Consider the following 12000-nt stretch of genomic DNA (forward strand, 5'->3'; position numbering starts at 1 on the left):
GCTACCTCGTGCGGGCAGGGCGCTATCAGCCCTGCGCGTCGTCGAACGCGGCGCTGGCCTGCAGCCAATCATCCTCGGCTTTACGCAGGGCCGCTTCGGCATTGGTGCGCGCGGTGCCCAGCTGCGCGGCCTGTTTTGGATCGCCGGTGAACAGATCGGGCAGTGCCAGCGCGGCATCGATCTTGTCAATGATCGCGGTGATCCGTTCAATCTCGGCTTCGGCGGCGGCGATCTGCTGACGCAGCGGCACGCGCTTGGGCGCACGCGGCCGCGGTGCCGCGTCGCGCGCCGGCTCGGAGCGGTCGCGCGGCGCAGAGCGTGAGCCGCGCGTGGTCAGCACCGTGCGGCGATAATCATCAAGGTCGCCGTCATAGGGCGTGACCGCGCCATCGGCGACCACCCACAGCCGGTCGGCGCAGGCTTCGATCAGATAGCGATCATGCGACACCATGATCACCGCGCCGGGAAAATCATTGATCGCTTCAGCGAGCGCAGCGCGGCTGTCGATATCGAGATGGTTGGTCGGCTCGTCGAGAATGATCATGTTCGGACCGTGGAAGGTCGCGAGCCCGAGCAGCAGCCGCGCCTTCTCACCGCCCGACAGGCTTTTCACCAGCGTATCAGCCGCCTTGCCTGAAAAACCGATCGCGCCGGCACGCGCGCGCACCTTGCTCTCCGGGGCATCGGGCATCAGCCGGCGTACGTGATCGTAAGGCGAGCCGTCTTCGTTCAATTCGTCCAGTTGGTGCTGCGCGAAGTAAGCGATCGACAGCTTGTCGGCGCGCGTCACCGCGCCCGAGAACGGCTCGAGCCGGTTGGCGAGCAGCTTGATCAGCGTCGATTTGCCGTTGCCATTGGCGCCGAGCAGCGCGATGCGATCATCATGATCGATGCGCAGCGTCACCTTGGTGAGCACCGGCGAGGCCGGGTCATAGCCGATCGCGACATTGTTGAGCGCGATGATCGGCGGCGACAGCATCTTTTCCGGCGGCGGGAACGAAATCTCCTGCACGTCCTGGGTCACCAGCGCCGCGATCGGCTTCATCTTTTCCAGCATTTTGACGCGCGATTGCGCCTGCCGGGCCTTGGTGGCCTTGGCCTTGAAGCGATCGACAAAATCCTGCAGCCGCTTGCGTTCCGCCTCCTGGCGCTTGACCTGCTTGGCGTCGAGCAGTTCACGGCTGGCGCGCTGCTCCTCGAACGATGAGTAGCCGCCGCGATACAGCGTCAGCTTGCCGCGATCGAGGTGCATGATCTGATCGACCGAGGTTTCCAACAGATCGCGGTCGTGGCTGATCACGATCACGGTGCGCGGATAGCCGGCGAGGTGGTCCTCAAGCCAGAGCGTGCCTTCGAGGTCGAGATAGTTGGTCGGTTCGTCCAGCAGCAACAGATCGGGCGCCGCAAACAGCGTCGCCGCCAGCGCCACTCGCATGCGCCAGCCGCCGGAAAATTCTGAGCACGACCGCGCCTGATCGGCCGCGGAGAAACCAAGGCCGCTCAGAATCGCAGCGGCGCGCGCCGGCGCCGAATGGGCGTCGATATCGGCGAGCCGGGTCTGGATTTCGGCGATGCGATCGGGGTCGTGCGCGGTCTCTGCTTCGCGCAGCAGCGCGTGGCGCTCGGTGTCGGCCTGCAGCACCACTTCGAGCAGCGATTCCGGGCCGCTCGGCGCTTCCTGGGCGAGACTGCCGATCTGCCAGCGCGGCGGCAGCGTGATCGAGCCGCTTTCGGTGGCGAGCTCGCCCCGGATGGCCTTGAACAGCGTCGATTTGCCGGTGCCGTTGCGGCCGACAAAGCCGACCCGCGAGCCGGGGGCGATCTGCACCGTAGCCTGATCGATCAGCAATCGGCCGGCGATCCGGATCGAAATGTCATTGATGGCGAGCATGCGGCGTTGTCGCCAAAGCGGCGATCAAACGCAACGGGAAATCCCAGGATCAGCTCAGCGCGGCTCGCCGTCGTGGCGCTGCATCCGTTCCAGCAGCGCGGCGAGCTGCAGCGGCAGTGGCACATCATCGAGTTCGTCGCGCAGCCGGGTCGCGATGGTGGCGCAGATCAGACGTCCGGTCGGGGCGTCGACGGCGAGGGGCTGGTCGGTCGCTGCTGTCGTCATGGGGGCTGCTGCGCTTTTGAGGTGATCGATGACCTATCAAGTCGCGGACCGGCGTCGCGGTTTCCGGGCAAACGGCCGATCCAGCAAATTAGGTAAAGATTGCCTCAATTTGCGGTATTGGGCTGCGGTTGAGTTGGCAATTCCGCCCGCGACAGCTGCGTCAGATCACGGGCAGGTTCCGACGCCGCCTTGCTGTTCGCCACACCCGCCGATATAAGCCCGCGACCCCGCAAACTCACACACATCTGTAAGGACCCACATATGGCTGTTCAGCGCACGTTCTCGATCCTCAAGCCCGACGCTACCGAGCGTAACCTCACCGGCGCCATCAACGCCCTGATCGAGAAGGCCGGCCTGCGCATCGTGGCGCAGAAGCGCATTCGCATGACGCGCGAGCAGGCCGAGACCTTCTACGCCGTGCACAAGGAACGCCCGTTCTTCGGTGAGCTGGTCGATTTCATGATCTCCGGCCCGGTGGTGGTGCAGGTGCTGGAAGGCGAAAACGCCGTCCTCAAGTATCGCGACGTGATGGGCGCCACCGATCCGTCCAAGGCGGCGGACGGCACCATCCGCAAGCTGCACGCCAAGTCGATCGGCGAGAACTCGGTGCACGGTTCCGACGCTCCGGAAACCGCCGCGATCGAAATCGCGCAGTTCTTCTCGGGCAACGAGATCGTCGGCTAATCGCCGCGTTTCTCCGCGTTTCAGTTCTGAACTGACGCAGCGCCGGGCCTTGCTGATGCAAGGCTCGGCGTTGTTCGTTTGCGGGGCAGGGTGTCACGCTGCTGCGCCGCTTGCGATTGCGACAATTCGCCAGGCACTCAATGCCGGCCGGCACATGCTGCAGAGGCTTGCGGGAACGGTAAATCCGTGCTGCAATTGATGCGCATTCGGAGTTAGGCTTGTTCGACTGTGCGTGTGCGACCCGACATTCCTCAGAGTTCAGCCCTTCGATTGTGGCGCGGCACGCGACCTGTGTGGCGCGCTTTTTGTTGGGAGCGTCATGGCGGTGAGGTGAAAGCCGGCTCGCCGCCAGGGCGCGCGTTTAAGCCAGACCAATAGGCACGAGATCCGATCGCAGGCCCGGCTCAACACGTCCTGCGAGATCCGCGCTGGAGGAAACAGGCGATGCACAAAGGCACCGTCAAGTGGTTCAACCCGACCAAGGGCTATGGCTTCATCAGGCCGACGACCGGCGACAAGGACGTGTTCGTGCACGTCTCGGCGGTCGAGCGCGCGGGCCTTAGCACGCTCAATGAAAACCAGCCGATCGAATACGAGTTGGTGGAAAGCCGCGGCCGCACCTCGGCCGAGAATCTGCGGCTGTCATAGGCTTGCAGCAGTAGCGACGTGCAGCAAGCAGCGGGATGCCGGGACACCCGGCATCCGCTAAAGCCAAAAGGGCGTTGAAGGGCGCTCAGCGCAGCGGCGCGATCAGCACCGCATCGCACGGTTTCGCGCTCGGGGTGTGGCAGTAATCGCCGTCCAGCACCGCGGCGCCACTCGCCACCAGCCGCAGCGCTTCCGGATAAATCCGATGCTCGAGCGTCAGCACGCGCGCCGCCAGCGTGTCGGCGCTGTCGTCATGGCGCACTTCGACCGCGCCCTGCATCACGATCGGCCCGGCATCGGTGGCCGCGATCACGAAATGCACGGTGGCGCCCGACAACTTGACCCCGGCGCGCAGCGCCTGGCCGTGCGGGTCGAGCCCCGGGAACGACGGCAGCAGCGAGGGGTGGATATTGAGAATGCGGCCATGCCAGCGCTCGACGAACTCGGCGGTGAGCAGGCGCATGAAGCCGCCGAGGCAGATCAGCTCGATGCCATGGGCGTCGAGCACTTCCTGCAGCTTGGCCTCGAAGGCGAGGCGGTCCTTGCCGAACGGCTTGCTCTCGACCACCGCGGTCGGCACGCCGTTCTGCTGCGCGATCGACAAGCCCCCGGCGCCGGCGACATTGGAGATCACCAGCGCGATCTCGGCCGGAAATGCCTGGTCGGCAGCCGCCGCTTGGATCAGCGCGGCCATGTTCGACCCGCGCCCGGAAATCAGGATGGCGACGCGACGCTTCATCGCACTCACCGCGCCAGATCGAGATGGCCGCTATAGACCACCCGATGCTCGCCCTCGGCCTCGATCACCTGGCCGAGCACCGACACCGTCTCGCCGGCCTCGGTGAGCACCGCGCTGATCTGTTCGACCGCCTCGGCCTTGACGATTATCACCATGCCGATGCCGCAATTGAAGGTGCGTAGCATTTCCAGCTCGTCGATATCGCCTTGTTCGGCCAGCCATTTGAACACCGGCAGCACCGGCAGCCGCGGCAGATCGATGCCGACGCCGAGCCCGGGCGGCAGCACACGCGGAATGTTGTCGGTGAAGCCGCCGCCAGTGATATGGGCCAGCGCCTTGACCGCGCCGGTCTCGCGGATCGCGCGCAGGCACGACTTCACATAGAGCTTGGTCGGCGCCAGCAGCGCGCCGCCCAGCGTCATCACCGGCGAGAACGGCGCATTGGCATCCCAGCCAAGCCCGGAGCGCTCGACGATCTTGCGCACCAGCGAGAAGCCGTTGGAATGCACGCCGGACGACGAAAGGCCGATCACGGCGTCGCCGACCGCGATGTCTTTGGTCGGCAGCAGCGTGCCGCGCTCGGCCGCGCCGACCGCAAAACCGGCGAGGTCATAGTCGCCGTCCTTGTAAAGCCCTGGCATTTCAGCGGTTTCGCCGCCGATCAGCGCGCAGCCGGATTCCCGGCACGCCTCGGCGACCCCGGCGACGATCGCCGCCGTCGCTTCCGGGTCGAGCCGGCCGCAGGCGAAATAGTCCAGGAAGAACAACGGCTCAGCGCCCTGGACCACCAGATCGTTGACCGACATCGCGACGAGGTCGATGCCGATCCCGGCATGCAGCTTGGCCTCGATGGCAATTTTAACTTTCGTACCAACCCCGTCGGTGGCGGCCACCAGAACCGGGTCCTTGAAGCCGGCCGCCTTGAGGTCAAACAGGCCGCCAAAGCCGCCGATCTCGGCGTCGGCGCCCGGCCGCGCGGTGGCGCGCACCAGCGGTTTGATCATATCGACCAAGCGGTTGCCTGCATCGATATCGACGCCGGCATCGGCATAGGTGAGGCCGTTCTTCTTCTCGGTCATGACCATTTCCTGGTGCAGTAGCGGTAAGCGACTTTCGTCCGGCTACGAAAATATCGCTCGACTTCGTTCAAGAGACGCTTACGCAATGCCGGTAGGAACCCTCGCGGCGCGAGGGGCTTGCTTTTTGGGGTGGTTACGTCGGATTCTGCCGACGTGCAATGGCTCGCATCAGCGGGCTGCATAGATAAGAGACAGTATGCCAGTCCAGGTTGCCAAAGCTGAAGTGGGGGGACGTGAGCGCAACGCAGTCCGGGATCGTCTGATGAGCATCCCCAACGTCATCACGCTGATCCGAATTCTGCTGGTGCCCGTCATCGTGTGGGCGATCGCCTCCAATGAGATGGAAATCGCATTTGCGGTTTTCGTGATTGCCGGAATCAGCGACGCCGTCGATGGCTTCCTTGCCAAGCGTTTCAACATGGCGAGCGAGCTCGGGGCCATGCTCGATCCACTCGCCGACAAGGCGCTGCTGGTGTCGATCTATGTCGCGCTCGGCATCTGGGGCGCGGTGCCACGCTGGATCGTGATCCTGGTGGTATCGCGCGACATCATGATCGTCGGCGCGGTGATCGTGTCCTGGGTGCTGGGCAAGCCGGTCCCGATGAAGCCGTTGATGGTGTCCAAGCTCAACACGGTGGCGCAGGTCACCTTTGCGGCCGTGGTGCTGGCGGCGCTGGCATTCGGCTTCGCCTGGGAGCCTTACGATCTCATTCTGATGGGCATCGTCGCAGTCTTGACCTTGCTTTCGGTGTCCCTCTATCTCGTGGAGTGGACGCGGCACATGGGGACCGGCGAACGCGGCCATTGAGTGCTGGATTGCGGGCGCAGACCGTCTGGACTGTTCGGCGAGGCAGGGAGTAACCGCGTGGGCCGCGTTGAACCTCGACAATTGGCGTTGGCGCTGCCGCATACTGAAAGCCTGTCGCGCGACGATTTTCTGGAAGGCCCGAGCAATGCGGCGGCGCTGGCGCTGATCGATCGCTGGCCCGACTGGCCGAACCGCGTCATGCTGCTGTGCGGCCCGGAAGGCTCCGGCAAGAGCCATCTGGCGGCGATCTGGGCCGAGCAGGCGGGGGCCCGTTCGGTGGCGGCCCATGCGCTTAATTCCGCGGCGGTGCCCGCCGCGCTCGCCACCGGGGCGGTGGTGGTCGAGGATCTCGCGCCCGGCAGTTTTGACGAACGCGCGCTGTTTCACCTGATGAACATGGCGCGCGAGGATCAAGCCTATGTGCTGATCACCGCGCGGATCGCGCCATGCGCGTTCGAGATCGAGCTGCGCGACCTGCGCTCGCGGCTGCGGGCGGTGCCGGTGGTTGAATTGCTGCCGCCGGATGACGCGCTGTTCCGGGCGTTGATCGTCAAATTCTGCGCCGACCGGCAGATGTCGGTGGATGAGGCGCTGGTCAATTATCTCGCCAACCGAATCGACCGCTCATTCGTGGCCGCCAAACAGGCGGTGGAACGGCTCGACACCGAGGCGCTGCGCCTGGCCCGCCCGGTGACCCGGGCGCTGGCCGCGGAACTGTTTCGCGACCTGTAAGTCAACTTCAGGCCGTCGCGGCAACATGACCCGCAGGTTGCGGCTTGACGCCGGCTCGCGCCGGGCCCCCAATGTCGGAAAACTGTCACATCAATCGGCCATGGTCCGCAGCCGAGCGCGGCCGCCGTGTGCGCTCCTGACCAGGATTGGGACTTCATGAATTTGCAGCAGCAAGCGATCGCGATTGAGGAAAAGAACGGTGAGGTCGAGCCCGCCTCGGTGGTCGCCTCGGGCCCGGAACGCTTCATCAATCGCGAGTTGTCGTGGCTGCACTTCAATCGCCGCGTGCTCGAGGAGGCGGTCAACCCGCAGCATCCGGGGCTGGAGCGGGTGCGGTTTCTGTCGATCTCGGCCAACAACCTCGACGAATTCTTCATGGTGCGCGTCGCCGGCATCAAGGCGCAGGTGCGCGAGGGCATCATCGAGCGCAGCCCGGACGGGCTGACCCCGGCCGAACAACTGGTGTTGATCAACGAGGCGGTGTCGCGGCTCGGCCATGATCAGCAGGTGATCTGGCGTCATCTGCGCGGCATGCTGAGCGAAGTCGGCATCGTGCTGCTCGACGGCCGCGATGTCAGCCAGGCCGAACACGATTGGATTTCGGACTATTTCCTGCGCAACGTGTTTCCGCTGCTGACGCCGCTGGCGATCGACCCGGCGCATCCGTTCCCGTTCATCGCCAGCCTCGGCTTCACCATTGCGCTGCAATTGGCGCGGCTGTCGGACGGCAAGCCGATGAACGCGCTGATCCGTATGCCGAGCAAGATCGACCGCTTCATCCGGCTGCCCTCGACCGGCAAGGAAGTGCGGCTGATCACTTTGGAGCAGGCGACCTCGCTGTTCATCGGCCAGTTGTTCCCAGGCTATGTGGTCAAGGGGCAGGGCGCGTTCCGCGTGATCCGCGATTCCGAACTGGAAATCGAAGAAGAAGCCGAAGATCTGGTGCGGCTGTTCGAGACTGCGCTCAAGCGCCGCCGCCATGGTTCGGTGATCCGGCTCGAGATCGAGGCGTCGATGCCGGAGGAACTACGCGGTTTTGTGCAAAACGCGTTGGCGGCGTCGGACGACGAGGTGATCCTGGTCGACGGCGTGCTGGCCATGAACGAGCTGTCGCAACTGACGCGGCTCGACCGGCCCGATCTGGAGTTTCCGCCCTATGTGCCGCGCCATCCGGAGCGGGTGCGTGACCATGGCGGCGATGTCTTTGCGGCCATCCGCAAGAAAGACCTGATCGTCCACCATCCCTATGAATCGTTCGACGTGGTGGTGCAGTTTCTGCAGCAGGCGGCGCGCGATCCCGATGTGGTGGCGATCAAGCAGACGCTGTACCGCACCTCCAACAACTCGCCGATCGTCAAGGCGCTGGCGGAGGCCGCCGAGGCCGGCAAGTCGGTGACGGCGCTGATCGAGCTAAAGGCGCGCTTTGACGAAGAGGCCAATATCCGCTGGGCGCGCGATCTGGAACGCGCCGGCGTGCAGGTGGTCTATGGCTTCCTGGAGCTGAAGACCCATGCCAAGCTGTCGCTGGTGGTGCGCCGCGAGGGCGCCGGTCTGACCACCTATGTGCACACCGGCACCGGCAACTATCACCCGGTCACCGCGCGCGTGTACACCGACCTGTCGTTCTTCACCTCCGACCCGATCATCGGCCGTGACGTGGCGCGGGTGTTCAATTTCATCACCGGCTATGCCGAGCCGAGCGACATCGAGAAGATGGCGGTGTCGCCGATCACGCTGCGCAAAACCATGCTCGATCACATCCGCGGCGAGACCGAGTTTGCGCGCCAGGGCAAGCCGGCGGCGATCTGGCTGAAGATGAATTCGCTGGTCGATCCCGAGATCATCGACGCGCTCTATGACGCCTCCAAGGCCGGCGTCGCGATCGAGCTGGTGGTGCGCGGCATCTGCTGCCTGCGGCCCGGTGTGCGCGGATTGTCCGAAAACATCCGCGTGAAATCGATCATCGGCCGGTTCCTGGAGCATGGCCGCGTCTATTGCTTCGGCATGGGCCATGGCCTGCCGTCGCCGAAGGCCGCGGTCTATATCTCGTCCGCCGACATGATGCCCCGCAACCTCGATCGCCGCGTGGAAGTCCTGTGCCCGATGCTCAACCCGACCGTGCATCAGCAGGTGCTGGAACAGATCATGGTCGCGAACCTGAAGGATAACGAGCAGAGCTGGCAGTTGTTGCCGGACGGATCGTCTACGCGTATGAAGGCCGCGAAAGGTGAGGAGCCTTTCAACGTCCATAAATATTTCATGACCAATCCGAGTTTGTCTGGCCGTGGGAAGTCGCTCAAGGAATCCTCACCTCGCCGGCTCACCCGCAAGGCGGAGCGCCAGCAATCGAACTAGGGTTGTTGCGTGGTGACGGCCAAGCGACCCCGGCGCGACCCGAGCGTCGCCGTCATCGATATCGGCTCGAACTCGGTTCGACTGGTCGTGTACCAGGCGATGGCGCGCAGCCTGGTCACCCTGTTCAACGAAAAATCGTCCTGTGGCCTGGGCCGTGAGGTGCAGTCCACCGGACTATTGGCCGACGATGCGGTCGAAAAGGCGCTGTCGGCGCTGAAGCGCTTTCGGGCGCTGATCCGGGTGATGAAGGTCGGCGAGGTCCATGCCATCGCCACCGCCGCCTGCCGCGACGCCAGCAACGGCCCCGATTTCATCGCCCGCGCCGAACGAATTTGTGGGGCGTCGATCCAGGTGCTGTCCGGCGAACGCGAGGCGCGGCTATCGGCGCTCGGCGTGGTCGCCGGGGTCCATCAGCCGGACGGCGTGGTCGGCGACCTTGGCGGTGGTTCGCTGGAATTGATCGACGTGCGCCGCGGCAGGCTCGGCAAAGGCGTGACGCTGCCGCTCGGCACGCTGGCGTTGCAGGACGCCTCGCAAAAATCCTTGAAACGCGCGCAGCGCATCGTCTCGGAGGCGCTGCTCAATGTCGAACCATTGATGGCGGTGCGCGGGCGGACCTTTTACGCGGTCGGCGGCACCTGGCGCGCGCTGGCGCGGCTGCACATCATTCAAAGCGAATATCCGCTCAAGGTGATGCACGGCTATTCGATACCGGCCAATGAAGCGCTCGGTTTCGTGCGCCGCGTGCGCCGCTATGCGGCCGCCAATGTGCTGGCCGATGTCGAGGCCATTGCCGATGCCCGGAGGCCGCTGCTGAGTTATGCGGCGCTGGTGATGGAGCACATCATCCGCATCGCCCAGCCGAAAACCATCGTGTTCTCGACCTTCGGCGTGCGCGAAGGCTTGCTGTATGAACTGCTGCCGGCCGAGGAGCGCGCCAAGGACGGGCTGGCCTGCGCCGCGCAAAATCTCAATCTGCTGCTGTCGCGCTCGGCGCTGCACGCCGAGGAGCTGATCGATTGGAGCGATCGCTTCATGCGCGTCACCAAGCAGCAGGAGGATGCGGAGGAACGGCGGCTGCGCCGGGTCGCCTGCCTGTTGTCCGATATCGGCTGGCGCGGCCACCCGGATTATCGCGGTGAGCAGACCCTCAATCTGATCGTGAACGGCAATTTCGGCGGCGTCAGCCATCAAGGCCGCGCCTTCCTGGCGTTGGCGGTGTTCTATCGCTACGCTGGCCTGTCCGCCGAAAATCCGCCGCCGGAAAAGGTGCGGGCCATGGTGACCCCGGCGATGGATGAGCGGGCGCGGCTGCTGGGCGCCGCATTCCGGGTCGCCCATCTGATCTCGGCGGCGCGTCCCGGTGTGTTGCCGGCCACCCATTTCTCCAGCGATGGCAGCAAGCTGACGCTGCTGTTCGACCACAAGTTGGTTGACCTCGTGGCCGATCGGGTCGGCAGCCGGTTCAAGCAATTGGCGCGGCTGGTCGGGTGCTCCGGCGCCATCGTGCTGCGTTAAAGAGGACAGGGCGCTCAGGCTGGCGCGGCCGTGAGCCACGCCGCCGCGTGGCTGACATCAGTCCTCGCGGTCGACCCGCACCACCTTGCCCTTGTCGATCGCCAGCGCCAGCCGGCCGTGCTTGAGCGCCAGCGCCGCTTCGCCGAACAATTCCCGTCGCCAGCCCTGCAGCGCGCCGACATCGGCATTGTCGTCGGCCGCGATCTGTTCGAGGTCATCGACGGTGGCGATCACCTTGCTGGCCACCGCATGGCGCTCGGAGGTCATGCGCAGCAGCACCTTCAGAAGCTCGACGATCGCGGCGCCATTGCCGTTGTTGCGCGGCTTTTCGATCTTGGGCAGCGTCTGCGGGTCGCGGGCGAGGCCACGCTGCACCGCCGCCACCACGTCGGCTCCCCATTTCGAGCGCTCAAAACCCTTGGGCAGCGAGCGCAGATTGGCGAGCCGCTCCAGCGAGGTCGGGGCATGGACCGCGATGTCGCCGATCGATTCGTCCTTGACGATCCGGTTGCGCGGCACGTCGCGGCTTTGCGCTTCCTGCTCGCGCCAGGCCGCGACCTCCATCAGCACCGCCAGCTCGCGCGGCTTGCGCACCCTGGTCTTCAGCCGCTCCCAGGCCCGCTCCGGGTGGAAATCATAGGTTTTGGGCGAGGTCAGGATCTCCATTTCCTCGCTGACCCAGTCGCTGCGGCCGCGCTTCTTCAAGTCGGCATCAAGCGCCGCGAACACGTCGCGCAGATGGGTGACGTCCGACACCGCGTAATGCAGCTGCTCCTCGGTGAGCGGCCGCCGCGACCAGTCGGTGAAGCGGTGGGTCTTGTCCGGTCGGTGTCCGGTGATGCGCTCGACCAGCTGGTCATAGGCGATCGAGTCGCCATACCCAAGCACCATCGCGGCGACCTGGGTGTCGAAGATCGGGTGCGGCAGGATGCCGGCGCGGTGCCAGACGATTTCGATGTCCTGCCGGGCGGCATGAAACACCTTGAGCACCTGGTCATTGGCCATCAGCTCGAAAAACGGCTTGAGGTCGATGCCGGGCGCCAGCGCGTCGACCACCACCGCCTCATCGGCGCTGGCCAGCTGCACCACGCACAGCAGCGGGTAATAGGTGGTCTCCCGCAGGAATTCGGTATCGACCGTGATGACCGGAAACGAGGCGAGGCGGGTGCAGGCGGCGGCGAGCTGCTCGGTGGTGGTGATGAAATTCATGGATTGTCCATAACGCTAGGTCGCCGGCGTTCTGCCGAAAGCGCTGTTATGTCAAGCCACTTTCGCGAATGAGTCGTGCGGATGTGAAATCTTAGACGCCTCGTCCGGCAGC

General features: G+C 64.9%; 11 protein-coding genes. 6 read left to right on the plus strand and 5 right to left on the minus strand.

Annotation, left to right across the window (positions count from 1 at the left end; genetic code table 11):
- Positions 1-25: 25 nt before the first annotated feature.
- Together BJ122_RS08060 and BJ122_RS19230 are read right to left on the minus strand one after the other, a co-directional pair.
- Positions 26-1891 (minus strand): ABC-F family ATP-binding cassette domain-containing protein, encoded by a 1866-nt coding sequence (locus BJ122_RS08060; protein ID WP_110780574.1) that lies wholly within the window; start codon positions 1889-1891, stop codon positions 26-28.
- Positions 1892-1945: 54 nt separating this feature from the next.
- On the minus strand, positions 1946-2116 hold the full coding sequence (locus BJ122_RS19230; RefSeq protein WP_181418901.1) for a hypothetical protein: 171 nt from the start codon (positions 2114-2116) through the stop codon (positions 1946-1948).
- Between the two features lie 261 nt (positions 2117-2377).
- On the opposite strand from BJ122_RS19230, the gene ndk reads away from it, so the two are divergent.
- Entirely contained in the window at positions 2378-2800 is a 423-nt protein-coding gene (gene ndk, locus BJ122_RS08065; protein WP_103010874.1) for a nucleoside-diphosphate kinase, read from the plus strand.
- Between the two features lie 444 nt (positions 2801-3244).
- Entirely contained in the window at positions 3245-3448 is a 204-nt protein-coding gene (locus BJ122_RS08070) for a cold-shock protein (RefSeq protein ID WP_027276892.1), read from the plus strand.
- An 85-nt stretch (positions 3449-3533) separates the two neighbouring features.
- Here the strand turns inward: BJ122_RS08070 and purN are convergent, their stop codons facing one another.
- Both purN and purM read right to left on the minus strand, forming a co-directional pair.
- Positions 3534-4187: a phosphoribosylglycinamide formyltransferase gene (purN, locus tag BJ122_RS08075; protein WP_110780575.1), complete on the minus strand. Its 654-nt coding sequence runs from the start codon at positions 4185-4187 to the stop codon at positions 3534-3536.
- Between the two features lie 5 nt (positions 4188-4192).
- Complete coding sequence (purM, locus tag BJ122_RS08080) at positions 4193-5266, minus strand: phosphoribosylformylglycinamidine cyclo-ligase (RefSeq protein WP_110780599.1); 1074 nt, start codon at positions 5264-5266, stop codon at positions 4193-4195.
- Positions 5267-5528: 262 nt separating this feature from the next.
- Between purM and BJ122_RS08085 the strand changes: the two genes are divergently transcribed.
- The 4 genes from BJ122_RS08085 to ppx all read left to right on the plus strand — a co-directional run bounded on the left by BJ122_RS08085 (position 5529) and on the right by ppx (position 10679).
- The gene (locus tag BJ122_RS08085) at positions 5529-6074 is read left to right on the plus strand and encodes a CDP-alcohol phosphatidyltransferase family protein (RefSeq protein WP_027276895.1); all 546 of its coding nucleotides are present in this window, start codon (positions 5529-5531) and stop codon (positions 6072-6074) included.
- A gap of 57 nt (positions 6075-6131) precedes the next feature.
- Positions 6132-6806 carry a P-loop NTPase family protein gene (locus tag BJ122_RS08090; protein WP_027276896.1) on the plus strand — a complete coding sequence of 225 codons (675 nt, stop codon included), beginning with the start codon at positions 6132-6134 and terminating at the stop codon, positions 6804-6806.
- Positions 6807-6962: 156 nt separating this feature from the next.
- Positions 6963-9161: an RNA degradosome polyphosphate kinase gene (locus tag BJ122_RS08095; protein WP_110780576.1), complete on the plus strand. Its 2199-nt coding sequence runs from the start codon at positions 6963-6965 to the stop codon at positions 9159-9161.
- A gap of 9 nt (positions 9162-9170) precedes the next feature.
- On the plus strand, positions 9171-10679 hold the full coding sequence (ppx, locus tag BJ122_RS08100; RefSeq protein ID WP_430694764.1) for an exopolyphosphatase: 1509 nt from the start codon (positions 9171-9173) through the stop codon (positions 10677-10679).
- 57 nt (positions 10680-10736) lie between these two features.
- Here ppx and rnd read toward each other — a convergent pair whose 3' ends face one another.
- Positions 10737-11888, minus strand: a complete 1152-nt coding sequence (rnd, locus tag BJ122_RS08105; protein ID WP_110780577.1) for a ribonuclease D — start codon at positions 11886-11888, stop codon at positions 10737-10739.
- Positions 11889-12000 lie beyond the last annotated feature (112 nt).

The organism is Rhodopseudomonas faecalis (genome assembly GCF_003217325.1).
Taxonomy (GTDB): Bacteria; Pseudomonadota; Alphaproteobacteria; order Rhizobiales; family Xanthobacteraceae; genus Rhodopseudomonas; species Rhodopseudomonas faecalis.